The organism is Streptomyces ruber (genome assembly GCF_014648075.1).
GTDB lineage: Bacteria > Actinomycetota > Actinomycetes > Streptomycetales > Streptomycetaceae > Streptomyces > Streptomyces ruber.
Window position 1 is genome coordinate 310,633 of sequence record NZ_BMQK01000004.1, and the last position, 16,411, is coordinate 327,043.

Annotated in this window: 11 protein-coding genes; 5 read left to right on the forward strand and 6 right to left on the reverse strand. The window is 72.3% G+C overall.

Annotated features, from left to right (window positions below; translation table 11 throughout):
• Positions 1–35: 35 nt before the first annotated feature.
• Entirely contained in the window at positions 36–1,037 is a 1,002-nt protein-coding gene (locus tag IEZ04_RS12790) for a LacI family DNA-binding transcriptional regulator (protein ID WP_189216916.1), read from the reverse strand.
• Positions 1,038–1,213: 176 nt separating this feature from the next.
• Between IEZ04_RS12790 and recD2 the strand changes: the two genes are divergently transcribed.
• Together recD2 and IEZ04_RS12800 are read left to right on the forward strand one after the other, a co-directional pair.
• The gene (gene recD2, locus IEZ04_RS12795) at positions 1,214–3,475 is read left to right on the forward strand and encodes an SF1B family DNA helicase RecD2 (protein WP_189216917.1); all 2,262 of its coding nucleotides are present in this window, start codon (positions 1,214–1,216) and stop codon (positions 3,473–3,475) included.
• 308 nt (positions 3,476–3,783) lie between these two features.
• Positions 3,784–5,073, forward strand: a complete 1,290-nt coding sequence (locus tag IEZ04_RS12800) for a citrate synthase (RefSeq protein WP_189217146.1) — start codon at positions 3,784–3,786, stop codon at positions 5,071–5,073.
• A gap of 737 nt (positions 5,074–5,810) precedes the next feature.
• Here IEZ04_RS12800 and IEZ04_RS12805 read toward each other — a convergent pair.
• Positions 5,811–8,099 carry a heavy metal translocating P-type ATPase gene (locus IEZ04_RS12805; protein WP_189216918.1) on the reverse strand — a complete coding sequence of 763 codons (2,289 nt, stop codon included), beginning with the start codon at positions 8,097–8,099 and terminating at the stop codon, positions 5,811–5,813.
• A 104-nt stretch (positions 8,100–8,203) separates the two neighbouring features.
• Positions 8,204–8,446 (reverse strand): heavy-metal-associated domain-containing protein, encoded by a 243-nt coding sequence (locus IEZ04_RS12810; protein ID WP_189216919.1) that lies wholly within the window; start codon positions 8,444–8,446, stop codon positions 8,204–8,206.
• A 234-nt stretch (positions 8,447–8,680) separates the two neighbouring features.
• On the opposite strand from IEZ04_RS12810, the gene IEZ04_RS12815 reads away from it, so the two are divergent.
• Positions 8,681–9,724 carry a zinc-dependent alcohol dehydrogenase family protein gene (locus IEZ04_RS12815; protein ID WP_189217147.1) on the forward strand — a complete coding sequence of 348 codons (1,044 nt, stop codon included), beginning with the start codon at positions 8,681–8,683 and terminating at the stop codon, positions 9,722–9,724.
• A gap of 76 nt (positions 9,725–9,800) precedes the next feature.
• Here the strand turns inward: IEZ04_RS12815 and IEZ04_RS12820 are convergent, their stop codons facing one another.
• Positions 9,801–9,998, reverse strand: coding sequence for a helix-turn-helix transcriptional regulator (locus IEZ04_RS12820; RefSeq protein WP_189216920.1), 198 nt, complete (start codon positions 9,996–9,998; stop codon positions 9,801–9,803).
• A 262-nt stretch (positions 9,999–10,260) separates the two neighbouring features.
• Entirely contained in the window at positions 10,261–11,178 is a 918-nt protein-coding gene (locus tag IEZ04_RS12825) for a sugar phosphate isomerase/epimerase family protein (RefSeq protein ID WP_189216921.1), read from the reverse strand.
• Positions 11,179–11,523: 345 nt separating this feature from the next.
• Here IEZ04_RS12825 and IEZ04_RS12830 point away from each other — a divergent pair, with 345 nt between their 5' ends.
• Together IEZ04_RS12830 and IEZ04_RS12835 are read left to right on the forward strand one after the other, a co-directional pair.
• Positions 11,524–14,283, forward strand: a complete 2,760-nt coding sequence (locus IEZ04_RS12830; RefSeq protein WP_189216922.1) for an alpha/beta fold hydrolase — start codon at positions 11,524–11,526, stop codon at positions 14,281–14,283.
• Entirely contained in the window at positions 14,280–15,143 is an 864-nt protein-coding gene (locus IEZ04_RS12835; protein WP_189216923.1) for an ABC transporter permease, read from the forward strand. The genes IEZ04_RS12830 and IEZ04_RS12835 overlap by 4 nt, the downstream gene beginning before the upstream one ends.
• A gap of 47 nt (positions 15,144–15,190) precedes the next feature.
• Here the strand turns inward: IEZ04_RS12835 and IEZ04_RS12840 are convergent, their stop codons facing one another.
• The gene (locus tag IEZ04_RS12840; protein WP_189216924.1) at positions 15,191–16,402 is read right to left on the reverse strand and encodes a cytochrome P450; all 1,212 of its coding nucleotides are present in this window, start codon (positions 16,400–16,402) and stop codon (positions 15,191–15,193) included.
• Positions 16,403–16,411: the final 9 nt, after the last annotated feature.

Consider the following 16,411-nt stretch of genomic DNA (forward strand, 5'->3'; position numbering starts at 1 on the left):
TGTGCGGGGGTTGTGCGGTGATGGGGGAGGAGGGGCTATGCGGGGGCCGGCTCGCCGCACGAGCGGCGTACGACGAGCCGGGCGGGCAGGGTGACGGACTCCGGGTGACGTCCCTCGATGCGGTCGACCAGGGCGCGTACGGCGGCCCGGCCCAGCTCGCCCGTCGGCTGGGCGACCGCGGTGATCGGCGGGTCGGTGTGCACGAACCACGGGATGTCGTCGAAGGCCGCGAGCGCGATGTCGTCGGGAACCCGCATCCCGCGCGCGCGGATGGCGTCCAGCGCGCCGAGCGCCATCAGGTTGTCGGCGGCGAAGACGGCGTCGGGCGGCTCGGGCGACTCCAGGAACCGTTCGGTGACCCGGCGCCCGCTCCCGGCCTGGAAGTCGCCCTGGCCGATGCGGGCGTCGGGCAGGTCGAGACCGTACGCGGCGAGCGCCTCCCGGAACGCCTCCACGCGCTCCCGGCCGGTCGTGGTCGCCGCCGGACCCGCGATGATCGCGAGCCGCCGGTGCCCGAGCCCGTGCAGGTGTGCCACCAGGTCCCGTACGGCCGCCCGCCCGTCCGACCGGACCACCGGCACGTCCACGCCCGGGATCCACCGGTCCACGAAGACCATCGGTGTTCCCGCGCGCGCGGCGTCCAGCATCAGCGGGGAGCCGCCGTCGGTGGGGGAGACCAGGAGGCCGTCGATGCGGCGGTCCAGCAGGGTCCGTACGTGGTGGTCCTGGAGGTCGGGCCGCTCGTCGGCGTTGCCGAAGACGACGCTGTAGCCGAGCGCGCGGGCCTCTTCCTCCACGGCGCGGGCCAGTTCGGTGAAGTACGGGTTGAGCACGTCGCTGATGACCAGGCCGAGGGCGCGGGTCTGGTCGGTGCGCAGGGAGCGGGCGACGGCGTTGGGGCGGTAGCCCAGGGTGTCGACGGCGGCCAGTACCCGCGCGCGTGCCTCCGGGCTGACCGACGGGTGGCCGTTCAGCACCCGGGACACCGTGGCGACGGAGACCCCCGCCTCGGCGGCGACATCCTTGATGCCCGCCATCGGGATCACCTCCTCGTGAACCCGTGGAATCGATTACACGGACGATTGGAATCGATTACACGACCGCGGGGCAAGAGTGCCGGGAGCGCCGAAACCTGATTGTGATGAAGTGAGCTCGAACGAGCGGTGGGGGGATGCCGCTCCGCGATGTCACACCTCGGCGGTAGCGTCGGATCATGTCCAATCAGCAGGCGGGGAACGGGGCGCGACACCTGGCCGTACTCGAGGGAGTGCTGGAACGGATCACGTACGCCAACGAGGAGAACGGCTACACGGTCGCCCGCGTCGACACCGGCCGCGGCGCCGGTGACCTGCTCACGGTCGTCGGCGCGCTGCTCGGCGCCCAGGTCGGCGAGTCCCTGCGCATGGAGGGCCGCTGGGGCTCCCACCCGCAGTACGGCAAGCAGTTCATGGTGGAGAACTACACCACCGTCCTGCCCGCCACCGTCCAGGGCATCCGCCGCTACCTGGGCTCCGGCCTGGTCAAGGGCATCGGCCCGGTCTTCGCCGACCGCATCACCCGGCACTTCGGCCTGGACACGCTGCAGATCATCGAGGAGGAGCCGAAGCGCCTGATCGAGGTCCCCGGCCTCGGCCCCAAGCGCACCAAGAAGATCGCCGACGCCTGGGAGGAACAGAAGGCGATCAAGGAGGTCATGCTCTTCCTCCAGACCGTCGAGGTCTCCACCTCCATCGCGGTCCGCATCTACAAGAAGTACGGCGACGCCTCGATCTCCGTGGTCAAGAACCAGCCGTACCGCCTGGCGGCCGACGTCTGGGGCATCGGCTTCCTCACCGCCGACAGGATCGCCCAGTCCGTCGGCATCCCGCACGACAGCCCGGAGCGCGTCAAGGCCGGCCTGCAGTACGCCCTGTCGCAGTCCGCGGACCAGGGCCACTGCTACCTCCCGGAGGAGCGGCTCATCGCCGACGCCGTGAAGCTGCTCCAGGTGGACACGGGCCTGGTCATCGAGTGCCTCGCGGAACTCGCCGCGCCCCCGGAGGAGGGCGAGGAGCCGGGCGTCGTCCGCGAGAAGGTCCCCGGCCCCGACGGCGGCGACCCGGTGACGGCCGTCTACCTGGTCCCCTTCCATCGCGCCGAACTCTCCCTCTCCGCCCAGCTCCTGCGCCTGCTGCGCACCGACGAGAACCGCATGCCCGGCTTCCGTGACGTCGCCTGGGACAAGGCGCTCGGCTGGCTGAAGGGGCGTACGGGCGTGGAGCTGGCGCCCGAGCAGGAGGCGGCGGTCCGGCTCGCGCTCACCGAGAAGGTCGCCGTGCTGACCGGCGGCCCCGGCTGCGGCAAGTCCTTCACGGTCCGCTCGATCGTCGAACTCGCCCGCGCGAAGAAGGCCAAGGTGGTGCTGGCCGCGCCCACGGGCCGCGCCGCCAAGCGCCTCGCCGAGCTCACGGGCGCCGAGGCCTCCACGGTCCACCGCCTCCTGGAGCTGAAGCCGGGCGGAGACGCGGCCTACGACCGGGACCGTCCCCTGGACGCGGACCTGGTGGTCGTCGACGAGGCGTCCATGCTCGACCTGCTCCTCGCCAACAAGCTGGTCAAGGCGGTGCCCCCGGGCGCCCACCTGCTCTTCGTCGGCGACGTCGACCAGCTCCCGAGCGTCGGCGCCGGCGAGGTGCTGCGCGACCTGCTGGCCGACGGCAGCCCGGTCCCGGCGGTCCGCCTCACCCGCGTCTTCCGCCAGGCCCAGCAGTCGGGAGTGGTCACCAACGCCCACCGGATCAACTCCGGGCAGCACCCGGTCACCGACGGCATGAAGGACTTCTTCCTCTTCGTGGAGGACGAGACGGAGGAGGCCGGCCGGCTCACCGTCGACGTGGCGGCCCGCCGCATCCCGGCGAAGTTCGGCCTCGACCCGCGCCGCGACGTCCAGGTCCTGGCCCCGATGCACCGGGGCCCCGCGGGCGCGGGCACCCTCAACGGCCTGCTCCAGCAGGCCATCACCCCGGCCCGCCCGGACCTCCCCGAGAAGCGGTTCGGCGGCCGGGTCTTCCGCGTCGGCGACAAGGTCACCCAGATCCGCAACAACTACGAGAAGGGCGAGAACGGCGTCTTCAACGGCACCGTCGGCGTGGTCACCGCCCTGGACCCGGTCGACCAGCGCCTGACCGTCCTGACCGACGAGGACGAGGAGGTGCCGTACGACTTCGACGAGCTGGACGAGCTGGCGCACGCGTACGCGGTGACCATCCACCGCTCCCAGGGCAGCGAGTACCCGGCGGTGGTCGTCCCGGTCACCACGGGTGCCTGGATGATGCTCCAGCGCAACCTGCTCTACACGGCGGTGACCCGCGCCAAGAAGCTCGTCGTCCTCGTCGGCTCCCGCAGGGCGATCGGCCAGGCGGTCCGCACCATGTCGGCCGGGCGGCGCTGCACAGCGCTCGATTTCCGCCTCGCGCCCCGCTCGCTCGACGGCTGAGGACGTGCTCCGCGACAGGCCGGGTACCTGCTCCGGGAGAGGTGCGAGCGGCCCGGGAGAGCGGTCCGGAAGGGGCACGAAGAAGGTCCGGACGGCCCTCGGAAAAATTGATCGATCAATCCAGTCGGAAACGTCACACAGCACTTCCATGGCTGGAACGGAGCGGGCAGGATGGGCAGGCTGGCGGCACTGAGTGCCGCCAATGAGCCCAATGGTCGACCCCGAGTGCACTCTCCTGAGCCAAATGGGGGATGGTAGAGACAGTCAGGGCACCTCGAAGATGAGGAACTATGTCGGTGAGGGAAGACGTGAGCGACAACTCTGTAGTACTGCGGTTCGGCGACGCTGAGTACACCTACCCGGTGGTCGACAGCACTGTCGGTGACAAGGGCTTCGACATCGGGAAGCTCCGCGCCCAGACCGGTCTGGTGACTCTGGACAGCGGTTACGGCAACACCGCCGCCTATAAATCCGCCATCACCTACCTCGACGGCGAGCAGGGCATCCTCCGCTACCGCGGCTACCCGATCGAGCAGCTGGCCGAGCGGTCCACCTTCCTGGAGGTCGCCTACCTGCTGATCAACGGTGAGCTGCCGACCGTCGACCAGCAGACGGCCTTCAAGAACGACATCACTCAGCACACCCTGCTGCACGAGGACGTCAAGGACTTCTTCAAGGGCTTCCCGCGCGACGCCCACCCGATGGCGATGCTGTCGTCCGTGGTGAGCGCCCTGTCGACGTTCTACCAGGACAGCCACAACCCGTTCGACGAGACGCAGCGTCACCTGTCGACGATCCGGCTGCTCGCCAAGCTCCCGACGATCGCGGCGTACGCGTACAAGAAGTCGGTCGGCCACCCCTTCGTCTACCCGCGCAACGACCTCGGCTACGTCGAGAACTTCCTGCGCATGACGTTCTCGGTGCCGGCGCAGGAGTACGAGCTCGACCCGGTGGTCGTCTCCGCCCTGGACAAGCTGCTCATCCTGCACGCGGACCACGAGCAGAACTGCTCGACCTCCACCGTCCGTCTGGTCGGCTCGTCCCAGGCGAACATGTTCGCGTCGATCTCGGCCGGCATCTCCGCCCTCTGGGGCCCGCTGCACGGCGGCGCCAACCAGTCGGTGCTGGAGATGCTGGAGGGCATCCGTGACTCCGGCAACGACGTCGACACCTTCATCCGCAAGGTGAAGAACAAGGAGGACGGCGTCCGCCTGATGGGCTTCGGCCACCGGGTCTACAAGAACTTCGACCCGCGCGCCAAGATCATCAAGGCCGCCGCGCACGACGTGCTCTCCGCGCTCGGCAAGTCGGACGAGCTCCTCGACATCGCCCTGGCGCTGGAGGAGCACGCGCTCTCCGACGACTACTTCGTCGAGCGCAAGCTCTACCCGAACGTCGACTTCTACACCGGTCTGATCTACCGGGCCATGGGCTTCCCGACCGAGATGTTCACGGTCCTGTTCGCCCTCGGCCGGCTGCCGGGCTGGATCGCCCAGTGGCACGAGATGATCAAGGAGCCGGGCTCCCGCATCGGACGTCCGCGCCAGATCTACACGGGCGTCGTCGAGCGGGACTTCGTCCCGGTCGAGGAGCGCTAGGCGCTCCGCGCTTCCACGGTCACTGGCCGGCCACGGCGACAAGGTGGCCGGCCAGTGGTCCGTCGGCAGGCCGGCCACTTCACGCCCGGGTTCCCTCTCCCGGCAACCCGAGGGCTTGCGAGCCGAAGGGGCGCGCCTGTGTCGGGAAGGCGATCGCGCGCAGGCCCGAAGGGTTGAGCACGTTCGCCTTCCCGACACAGGCTTCGGCGCCCCGGAGGCGAGCAAGCCACAAAAAATACAGAAGGCGCCCTGCGCCACCGGTCCCCCCACGGGCCGGCGAGCAGGGCGCCTTCCCATGTCCCGGTGCGGATTCCCCCCACGGGATCCGGCCGGGCGTCTGGTGGGCCAGCGCCTGAATCGCTGAGCGTCGAACACAGGGAGCGGAACCCCGTGTCCCACTCCTTGCGGTCTGCCGGGGTACGTACGTACGGGAGGGCCGCTCAAAGCTCCCCGGTGCACGTGCCCCGGCAACGCAATCTCCGGGAACGTCCCCCAAGACATCCCCAGATGTCAGTCGGCGCCCCCCAAGACGCTTCCTGACATCGCCAACTTAGACTCACGAACTCCTTCGATGGTTACGTCCGCAACACTGTGACGTGCGTCTCGTGCGTATGCCCTGAAGATACGCGGAAGTCCCCAAGTGTTGATCGAGGACCCAGCGTAAGGATGATGCGCGAGCCTTGTGAAGAGCTTATGTGAGGCTGCGGTTGGACTCCAGAGGGACTTTCGTCCCCGTGTCATGAAAATGCCCTGAGACGCAGGCTGTTGGTCACCACGAATACGGACGAAAAGGCCATGGCGGCACCGGCGATCATCGGATTCAGCAGTCCGGCGGCGGCGAGGGGCAGTGCCGCCACGTTGTAACCGAAGGCCCAGACCAGGTTCCCCTTGATGGTGGAGAGCGTCCTGCGGGCCAGCCGGATCGCGTCGGCGGCCACCCGGAGGTCGCCGCGCACCAGCGTCAGGTCGCTCGCCTCGATCGCCGCGTCCGTGCCCGTGCCCATGGCGAGCCCCAGGTCGGCGGCGGCCAGCGCGGCGGCGTCGTTGACCCCGTCCCCGACCATGGCCACGCTCCGGCCCTCGCCCTGCAGCCGGCGCACCACGTCCACCTTGTCCTGCGGCAGCACCTCGGCGATCACCTCGTCGATCCCCACGGCGGCGGCCACCGAGCGGGCCACCTGCTCGTCGTCCCCGGTCAGCAGCACCGGGGTGAGCCCGAGGGCACGCAGTCGCCGTACCGCCTCCGCGCTGGTCTCCTTGACCGCGTCGGCGACCGTGAGGACACCGGCCGCCGCCCCGTCCACGGTGACGACGACGGCCGTCTCGCCCGCGGCCCCGGCGGCCTCCACGGCCCTTGCCAGCGCCTCGGGGAGCGGGGCGGAGTCCGGGCGGCCCACGGCGACCTCGCGGCCCGCCACGCGGCCGCGCACGCCGCGGCCGGGGTCGTTCACGAAGTCCTCGACCGGCGGCAGGGCACCCACGCGTTCCTCCGCGCCCGTCGCGACGGCCCGGGCGATCGGGTGCTCGGAGGCGTGCTCCAGGGCGCCCGCGAGCCGCAGCACGTCCTTCTCGGCGGCCTTCCCGGAACCTTCCTCGACGTACACACCCTGGAGTGTCATGAGGCCGGTGGTGACCGTGCCGGTCTTGTCCAGGACGACCGTGTCGACGCGGCGGGTGGACTCCAGGACCTCGGGGCCCTTGATGAGGATGCCGAGCTGGGCGCCGCGGCCGGTGCCGACCATCAGCGCGGTCGGGGTGGCGAGCCCCAGCGCGCACGGGCAGGCGATGATCAGGACCGCGACGGCCGCGGTGAAGGCGGCGGCGAGGTCCCCGGTGACACCGAGCCACCCGCCGAACGTGCCGGCGGCGACTAGCATGACCACCGGCACGAAGACGGCCGAGACGCGGTCGGCCAGCCGCTGCACCTCCGCCTTGCCGTTCTGCGCGTCCTCCACCAGCCGCGCCATGCGGGCGAGCTGGGTGTCCGCGCCGACCCGGGTCGCCTCCACGACCAGCCGGCCGCCCGCGTTGACGGTGGCGCCCGTGACGGTGTCCCCGGCCGTGACGTCGACGGGCACGGACTCGCCGGTCAGCAGGGACGCGTCCACGGCCGAGGAGCCCTCGACGACGACGCCGTCGGTGGCGATCTTCTCGCCGGGCCGTACGACGAACCGGTCGCCGACGGCCAGGTCCGCCACGGGGACGCGGACCTCGCGGACGCCCGTCCCTGCGTCCCGCAGCACCGCCACGTCCTTGGCGCCCAGTTCCAGGAGGGCCCGCAGGGCCGTGCCCGCGCTCCGCTTGGAGCGGGCCTCCAGGTAGCGGCCGAGGAGGAGGAAGGTGACGACCCCGGCGGCCACCTCCAGGTATATCGCCGACGAGCCGTCCGTGCGGGAGACGGTGAGCTCGAAGCCGTGCCGCATGCCCGGCATGCCCGCGTGCCCGAGGAACAGGGCCCACAGGGACCAGCCGAAGGCGGCGAGCGTGCCCACCGACACCAGGGTGTCCATGGTCGCGGCGCCGTGCCGGGCGTTGGTGGCGGCGGCCCGGTGGAAGGGGAACCCGCCCCAGACCACGACGGGCGCGGCCAGCGTCAGCGACAGCCACTGCCAGTTGTCGAACTGGAGGGCCGGGATCATCGAGAGCAGGACGACCGGGACGGCCAGGAGCGCGGAGACGGTGAGCCGCTGCCGCAGCGAGGCGAGCTCATGGTCCCCGGCCGCGGTGCGGGCGTCCGGAGCGGCGGAGGTGGCGGGAGCGTCCTTCGGGGGAGCGGGCGGCGGGGGTTCCTCGGCGGTGTAGCCCGTCCTCACCACGGTGGCGATCAGATCGGCGACCTGGACGCCTTCGGGGTAGGCGACCTTGGCCTTCTCCGTCGCGTAGTTGACGGTGGCGGTCACGCCGTCCATGCGGTTGAGCTTCTTCTCGACGCGGGCCGCGCAGGAGGCGCAGGTCATCCCGCCGATCGTCAGCTCGACCTGGTGGCGGGGCCCGTCCGCGGGCGCCTCCGTGAGGGTACTGGTCATGTCGGAGCTCCTCGGATGCGGAGGATACGGGGCGGGCCGTACGGAACCGGCGAGGGGCCGGCCGGTACGGCCCGGTGCGTGGGTGGCGGGTGGGAGCCCGGGGATCAGGCCTTGCCGACGAGCTCGAAGCCGGCCTCGTCGACGGCGGCGCGCACGGCCTCCTCGTCGAGGGCCGCGGCGGACACGACGGTCACCTCGCCGGTGGCGGCGACGGCCTTCACCGAGCTGACGCCGGGGATCGCGGAGATCTCCCCGGACACCGCCCCCTCGCAGTGCCCGCAGCTCATCCCGCTCACCTTGTAGACGGTCGTGACGGAACCCGGGGTGGTGTCGGTCTGGCCGGTCATGGCGTTCTCCTCGTCGGCGCGTGCGTGTGGGTGCGGGTGAGCGGGAGGGGGGCGGTGCCCTGGGGCCTCCGTGTTCCCCTCCTTCCACTTCCCTCTGCTCCACACTATACCCCTAGGGGGTATGGGCCAAGGAGGATGTTCGACACGGTGATGTCCGCGGTGTTCCCCGCGGTGTTCCCCGCGGTGTTCTCCGCGGTGTTTCCCGCGTGGCGGGAGAGGGTGAGGGCGAGGCGTATGCGTGCGGTGGTGTTCGACCGGTTCGGTGAGCCGGCCCAGGTGCGGGAGGTCGCCGATCCGGCGCCGGACGAGCGCGGCGTCGTGGTGCGCGTCGAGGCCACGGGGCTGTGCCGCAGCGACTGGCACGCCTGGCAGGGCCACGACCCGGACGTCACGCTGCCGCACGTGCCCGGGCACGAGCTGGCCGGGGTGGTGGCGGCGGTGGGGGACCGGGTCCGGCGGTGGCGGCCCGGCGACCGGGTCACGGTGCCCTTCGTCTGCGCCTGCGGCACCTGTGCCGCCTGTGCGGCGGGGGACCAGCAGGTGTGCGAACGGCAGACGCAGCCCGGGTTCACGCACTGGGGGTCCTTCGCCGAGTACGTCGCCCTGGAGCACGCCGACGTGAACCTGGTGGCCGTGCCGGAGGAGATCGCGTCCGGCACGGCGGCCTCACTGGGCTGCCGGTTCGCCACGGCGTTCCGCGCGGTGGTCACCCAGGGCCGGGTGGCGGCCGGCCAGTGGGTGGCCGTGCACGGCTGCGGCGGGGTCGGGCTGTCCGCGGTGATGATCGCGGCGGCCTCCGGCGCGCGCGTCGTCGCGGTCGACGTCTCGCCCCGCGCCCTGGAGCTGGCGCGGACGTTCGGGGCGGCGGAGTGCCTGGACGCCACGCGGGTGCCGGACACGGCCGCCGCCGTGCGCGACCTCACCGGCGGCGGCGCCCACCTCTCGCTGGACGCGCTCGGCTCACCCGCCACCTGCGCGGCCTCGGTGAACGGCCTGCGCCGCCGGGGCCGCCACGTCCAGGTCGGCCTGCTCCCCTCGGAGACGGGCACGACTCCCGTCCCCATGGCCCGTGCCACAGCCCTGGAACTCGAACTCCTGGGCAGCCACGGCATGGCGGCCCACGCCTACCCGCCCATGCTGGAGCTGGTGCGGTCCGGTGTGCTGCGCCCCGACCTGCTGGTCACGTCCGTCATCGGCCTGGACGCGGTGCCGGCCGCGCTGGAGGCGATGGGTACGGCGCCCGGGGCGGGCGTCACGGTCGTCGAGCCGTGGAGCTGACCGCGGGCACCGGCCGGGACCGTCATGCGTGCCGCCCCGGCCGCAGGGGCGCGACCGGGGCGGAACGACGATCCGATCAATCGGTTCTGCGCCCGCGGTTCCCGGGGCGGGAGGCGACCCAGGCACGGACGGTGTCCGCGTACCAGAAGGGTCTTCCCCCCTCCACGAGATCGGGTGGCGGCAGGAGCCCGTGCTTGCGGTAGGAGCGCACGGTGTCGGGCTGCACGCGGATGTGGGCGGCGATCTCCTTGTAGGACCAGAGGCCGTTGGTCATGAGGGGCACCTCCTCGCGCGCGCCGCGGTCGCGGCCGGGGCCGGCCGTCGGTGGAGCCGGGGCGCTGCGTCGGCGATCACCAAGGCTGTTCCCCGCAACGGCACGCGGTGACCATGGACGGGTCGCTGTGGGACGGATGTGACCCAAGAGCTGCCGTAACGTGACATGCGTGACAAGGGAGTTGACTTTGTGACAGAAGTGGCGAATCGGCGAGAGGGGCCGAGGGTGACGCGCGCGGGAGAGCGGTTGACGCGCGGAAACGTCACGCCCCGCACGACCTGAGGAACGCCCGGGTGCGCTGCGCGATCGGCAGCGGCTTGTCCGGCTCGCACGGGTACATGTCCTGCTCGACGATCGCGAACAGGTCGACGTCCAGCTTCTGCGCGGCCGCCAGTACCGGCTCCAGCGCCGGGACACCGCCCGGGGGTTCGCACATCACGCCCTTGGCCACCGCCGGCCCGAACGGCATCCCGTTCGCCCGCACCTCGGCGAGGATCTCCGGGTCCACCTGCTTCAGGTGCAGGTACCCGATGCGTTCCCCGTACGTCTCGATCAGCTTGACGCTGTCGCCGCCGCAGTACGCGTAGTGGCCGGTGTCCAGGCACAGGGAGACGAGGTCCGCGTCGGTGCCGTCCAGGAAGCGGGCGACGTTCTCCTCGCTGTCGATGTGGGTGTCCGCGTGCGGATGGACGACGATCTCCAGCCCGTACCGCTCGCGCACCTCCCGGCCGAGGCGCTCGGTCAGCCGGGTGAGGTGGCGCCACTGCGCGGCCGTCAGCGTGTCCGGCTCCAGGACCTCGCCCGTCTTGTCGTCGCGCCAGAAGGAGGGGATGACGACGAGGTGGGACGCGCCCATCGCCCGGGTGAGCGCGGCGATGTCCGAGACGTGCGCCCAGGTCCTGTCCCAGACGTCCGGACCGTGGTGCAGGCCGGTGAAGACGGTGCCCGCCGACACCTTCAGGCCGCGCCGTCCGGTCTCCTCGGCCAGCACGGCCGGGTCGGAGGGCAGATAGCCGTACGGGCCGAGCTCGATCCACTCGTAACCGGACTCGGCGACCTCGTCCAGGAAGCGCTGCCAGGGAACCTGCCGGGGATCGTCGGGGAACCACACGCCCCAGGAGTCGGGGGCCGAACCGATCCGGATACGGGAGAGCGAGCCTTGAGGTGACAACGACGTCATGGCGGTCAGCGTGCGGGGGGCCGAGGAAGGGTGTCAAGACCTGGTCCGAATGTCCGGACAAAATATTGACAGGGTCCGTGGATGCCGCTAAACCTTGATGCACAGCCGTACGTCGCGCTGTCTCCGGCGCGGTGGGCCGCGCCGCCCTGGCAGGAGCGGAGAACGGGCGACGACTCCCCGCCCGCCGCGGTCCCGCGCCGGAGCTCCACACCCGCCCGCCCGCTCACCCGCCCGGCGGACGTACCGCGTCCGCAGTACGCGACCGGGGCGTGTACGCCCGTAGGCGGAGCGGGGGTTCGGACGGGCGGCTGACGGGCTGTCGGTGGGTGCCCGTACCGTTGACGCATGGATCTTCGACTGCCCGGTTCACGCGGGACCGCGGCGGAAGCCGCCCCTGCCCACCGGACGAAGCGGCTGCGGGGCAGGACGGCCGCCGCGCTGGCCGCCGCCGTCGCCGTGCTCGCCGGCGCCGGCGTGTGGACGGCCACCGCCTCGGACGACGCGCCCACGGTGCGCCGCGTCGACGAGGTGATGTCCGTCGAGCGCACGGACGGCACGGACGGCGAGGTGAAGATCGACACGTCGTACTTCACCGCCGGTCCCGGCGGCCGCCGCCCGGCCGTCCTGCTCGCCCACGGCTTCGGCGGCAGCAAGGACGACGTGCGCGAGCAGGCCGAGGGCCTCGCCCGCGCCGGTTACGCGGTCCTGACCTGGTCGGCGCGCGGCTTCGGCGACTCGACCGGGAAGATCGGGCTCAACGACCCCAAGGGCGAGGTCGCCGACGTCTCCCGGCTCATCGACCGGCTGGCGACGCTCCCCGAGGTGCAGCTCGACGGGGACGGCGACCCGCGCGTGGGCGTCGCCGGCGCCTCGTACGGCGGTGCGGTCTCCCTGCTGGCCGCCGGACACGACCGGCGGGTGGACGCGATCGCGCCCGCCATCACGTACTGGGACCTGGCGGACGCCCTGTTCCCGGACGGTGTGTTCAAGAAGCTGTGGGCCGGCTACTTCATCAGCAGCGGGGGCGGCTGCGACGACTTCGAGGCGCGCATCTGCGAGATGTACGACCGGGTCGCCGAGTCCGGCACCCCGGACGCGGAGGCGGTGGAACTGCTGAAGGAGCGCAGCCCCTCCGCCGTCGGCGATCGCATCAAGGTGCCCACGCTGCTGCTGCAGGGCCAGACCGACTCCCTCTTCCCGCTCGGCCAGGCCGACGCCGCGGCGAAGGCGATCCGCGCGAACGGCGCCCCCGTGGCCGTCGACTGGGTCGCGGGCGGCCACGACGGCGGCGACATGGAGACCGACCGGGTCCGGTCCCGGGTCACGGCGTGGTTCGACCGCTACCTCAAGGACGACGCGGGCGCCGACACCGGCCCCGCCTTCCGGGTCTCGCGGGAGGCGGGCCGCGCCGACAGCGACGGCACCGTGCCGCTGGCCGGTGCGAGCGCGGACGAGTATCCCGGCCTGGGCGGCGGCATGCGCGACGTCGCCCTGGCAGGCCGCGAGCAGACCTTCGACAACCCCGCCGGGGCCAGCCCGCCCGCCATCTCGGCCCTGCCGGGCCTCGGCGGCGTCGGCGGCCTCTCCCAGCTCTCCGCGCTGGGCTTCAGCCTCTCCCTCGACTTCCCCGGCCAGTTCGCCGCCTTCGAGTCGGCGCCCTTCGCCGAGGACCTGCAGATCACCGGCTCGCCCACGGCGACCGTCCACGTGAAGTCCACCGGCGACGACGCCGTGCTCTTCGCCAAGCTGTACGACGTCGGCCCCGACGGCACCCGGCCGGTGCTCCCCGCACAGCTGGTCGAGCCCGTCAAGGTGGAGGGCGCCAGGGCCGGCAAGGACGTGACGATCACCCTCCCGGCCATCGACCACGAGCTGGACGACGGCCACCGGCTGCGCCTGGTCCTCGCCTCCACCGACCTCGGCTACGCCTCACCGGCCGCAGCGGCGACGTACACGGTCTCCCTGAAGGGCGACCTGCGGGTGCCCGCGCCCCTGTCCGACGACTCGGCGGACGCGCTGCTGCCCTCGTGGGTCTGGTGGCTGCCGCCGGCCGGTGCCCTGGTGGCCCTCGCCCTGCTGCTGACGGGCCGCCGCCGGACCGCGACGCCCGCCCCCGACCCGGAGCTGGCCGACGTCCCGCTGACGATCACCGGCCTGAGCAAGCGGTACGCGAAGTCCAGCGACAGGTACGCGGTCAAGGACCTGTCCTTCCGCGTGGAGCGCGGCCAGGTGCTGGGCCTGCTCGGCCCGAACGGCGCGGGCAAGACGACCACCCTGCGCATGCTGATGGGCCTGATCAGGCCGGACGGCGGCGAGATCCGCGTCTTCGGCCACGCGATCCGGCCGGGCGCCCCCGTGCTGTCCCGGGTGGGCGCCTTCGTGGAGGGCGCGGGCTTCCTGCCCCACCTGTCGGGCCGCGAGAACCTGGAGCTGTACTGGCGGGCCACGGGCCGGCCGGCCGAGGACGCCCACCTGGACGAGGCCCTGGAGATCGCGGGCCTCGGCGACGCGCTGGCCCGCGCGGTGCGCACCTACTCCCAGGGCATGCGCCAGCGCCTCGCCATCGCCCAGGCCATGCTCGGCCTGCCGGACCTGCTGATCCTCGACGAACCGACCAACGGACTCGACCCGCCCCAGATCCGCGAGATGCGCGAGGTGATGATCCGTTACGCGGCCGGCGGGCGCACGGTCATCGTCTCCAGCCACCTCCTGTCCGAGGTCGAGCAGTCCTGCACGCACCTGGTGGTCATGGAGCGCGGCCGCCTGGTCCAGGCCGGGGCCGTGCGCGAGATCATCGGCGCGGGCGACACCCTGCTCGTCGGCCTGGCCTCCGAGGTCGCCGACCCGGTGGTGGAAAAGGTGGCCACCCTGCCGGGCGTCGTCTCGGCGGAACGCGCCCAGGGCGGTCTGCTGGTACGGCTGGCACCCGGCGAGGCCGGCCCCACGGACGGCGAGGCCGTCGCCACCGACGCCGAAGTGCTGCACTCGGCCGCCGCCGCCCGGCTCCTCGTCGAGCTCGTACGGCTGGAAGTCCCCGTCGCGTCCCTCGGCCCGCACCGCCGCCTGGAGGACGCCTTCCTCACGCTGATCGGAGGTTCCGGATGAGCACGCTCGCCGAGTCGCGCGAGGTGGCCTCCGGCTACCGGCCGGGCCGCACCCTGCCGCTGCGCGTCGAACTCGTACGGCAGCTGAAACGGCGGCGCACGCTCGTGATGTTCGGGATGCTGGCCGCCCTGCCGGTCGTCCTCCTCGTCGCCTTCCAGGTCGGCGGCACCCCGGGCGGGAACAGCAACCGGGTGAGCCTGATGGACACCGCCACGGTGTCGGGAGCCAACTTCGCGGCGGTGAACCTGTTCGCCGCCGCGGGCTTCCTCCTCGTCATCCCCGTGGCCCTGTTCTTCGGGGACACGATCGCCTCCGAGGCGAACTGGTCGTCGCTGCGCTACCTGCTCGCGGCACCCGTGCCCCGCGCCCGCCTGCTGTGGTCCAAGCTCGTCGTCGCGCTCGGTCTCAGCCTGGCCGCGTTCGTGCTGCTGCCGGTCGTCGCACTGGTCGTCGGCACCGTGGCCTACGGCTGGGGTCCCCTGCAGCTCCCGGTCGGCGGGGCGCTGTCCACCGGCACGGCGGCCCAGCGCCTGGCCGTCGTGGTGGTGTACGTCTTCGTCTCCCAGCTGGTCACCGCCGGGCTCGCGTTCTGGCTGTCCACCAGGACGGACGCGCCGCTGGGCGCGGTCGGCGGCGCGGTGGGCCTGACCATCGTCGGCCAGGTGCTCGACGAGGTGACCGCCCTCGGCGACTGGCGCGACTTCGTGCCCGCGCACTGGCTGTACGCCTGGACCGACGCCGTCCAGCCGCAGCTCGAGTGGGGCAGGATGATCCCGGGCACGGCCATATCCGTCACGTACGCGCTCGTGCTGTTCGCCCTGGCGTTCCGCGGGTTCGCCCGGAAGGACATCGTCAGCTAGGCGCGGCGGACGGCCCGGCGGCACCGCTTCCGGGTCCCGCCCCTGGGTCACCAGGCCACGGGCAGCTCCAGCGGGAAGCGCCGGATCGTCTCCGTGTCCCAGCGCACCTCCTCCGGCGGCACCGCGAGGCGCAGGCCGGGGAACCGCTCCAGCAGCCTCCCGACGGCCACCTCCAGCTCCGCCACGGCCAGCGGTGCGCCGATGCAGCGGTGCCCGCCCCAGCCGAAGGTCATGTGCGGGGCGGAGGGCCGGTCCGGGGCGATGACGTCCGGCTCCGGGAAGTGCTCCGGGTCCCGGTTGGCGGTCAGGTACGACACGTGCACGAAGTCGCCCGCGCGGATCAGCGCGCCGCCCAGCTCGACGTCCTCCAGCGCCACCCGGGGGATGCCGACCCCCTTGCGGAAGGGGATGACGCGCAGCAGCTCGTCGATGACGTCCGGCAGCGTCCCGGGCCGCTCCCGGACGTGCCGCATCACCTCGGGCCGGGTGAGGAGGACGTACACGATGTCGCTGATCTCGACGGTGGCCGTGTCCTGCCCGCTGAGCATCAGCGTCAGCGCCATGACCGCCAGCTCCGCGTCGTCGAGCGCGTCCGCCCCCTCCGGGGCGGTGGCCAGCACACTGATCACGTCCGTGCCGGGGGAGCGGCGCCGCCGGCGGACCAGCTCCTCGAAGTACCGCCGCAGTTCGGCCTTGGCGGCGGCGGCGGTCCGGCCGCTGTCCGGTCCGGTGGCGAGCAGGTCGTGGGCGTACCCCTGCAGCACGGGACGGTCGTCGCGGCTGATCCCGAGCACGTCGAAGATGGTGTGCTGGGGCAGCGGGTCGGACAGGTGCCGCACCAGGTCGGCCGGCGGTCCCTGCCCGGCCATGCCGTCGAGGAGGGCGTCCGCGAGCGCGACGATGTCCTGCCGCATCCGCTCCACGTGATGGGGTGTGAAGGCCCGCGCGGCCAGGTGTCTCAGACGGCTGCTGTCCGGCGGGTCGATGACGTTGATCGACTCCGGGGAGACGATCGGCTCCGGTGTCATCCGGGGATAGTCGGACCCCACCACCGCGGCCCGGCTGAACCGGTGGTCGGTGGTCACCTGCCGCACCTCCTCGAACCCGGTGACCAGCCAGGCCGCGGCATCGCCGTACGGCAGCCGGACGCGGGGGAGGGAGCCGTGGGCCATGAGGTCCGTGAGCGAGGGATCGAAGTCGAGGCCCTGACCGAAGTCGAAAGGGCATGTGACTGCTGCGCTGTCGCTGTGTGACGGCATGGCGCACCT

Coding starts and splice junctions, on each gene's coding strand:
- IEZ04_RS12825 (WP_189216921.1), bottom strand. CDS start 11,178: ATGACGTCGTTGTCACCTCAAGGCTCGCTCTCCCGTATCCGGATCGGT.
- IEZ04_RS12835 (WP_189216923.1), top strand. CDS start 14,280: ATGAGCACGCTCGCCGAGTCGCGCGAGGTGGCCTCCGGCTACCGGCCG.
- IEZ04_RS12830 (WP_189216922.1), top strand. CDS start 11,524: ATGGATCTTCGACTGCCCGGTTCACGCGGGACCGCGGCGGAAGCCGCC.
- recD2 (WP_189216917.1), top strand. CDS start 1,214: ATGTCCAATCAGCAGGCGGGGAACGGGGCGCGACACCTGGCCGTACTC.
- IEZ04_RS12810 (WP_189216919.1), bottom strand. CDS start 8,446: ATGACCGGCCAGACCGACACCACCCCGGGTTCCGTCACGACCGTCTAC.
- IEZ04_RS12815 (WP_189217147.1), top strand. CDS start 8,681: ATGCGTGCGGTGGTGTTCGACCGGTTCGGTGAGCCGGCCCAGGTGCGG.
- IEZ04_RS12805 (WP_189216918.1), bottom strand. CDS start 8,099: ATGACCAGTACCCTCACGGAGGCGCCCGCGGACGGGCCCCGCCACCAG.
- IEZ04_RS12840 (WP_189216924.1), bottom strand. CDS start 16,402: ATGCCGTCACACAGCGACAGCGCAGCAGTCACATGCCCTTTCGACTTC.
- IEZ04_RS12790 (WP_189216916.1), bottom strand. CDS start 1,037: ATGGCGGGCATCAAGGATGTCGCCGCCGAGGCGGGGGTCTCCGTCGCC.
- IEZ04_RS12820 (WP_189216920.1), bottom strand. CDS start 9,998: ATGACCAACGGCCTCTGGTCCTACAAGGAGATCGCCGCCCACATCCGC.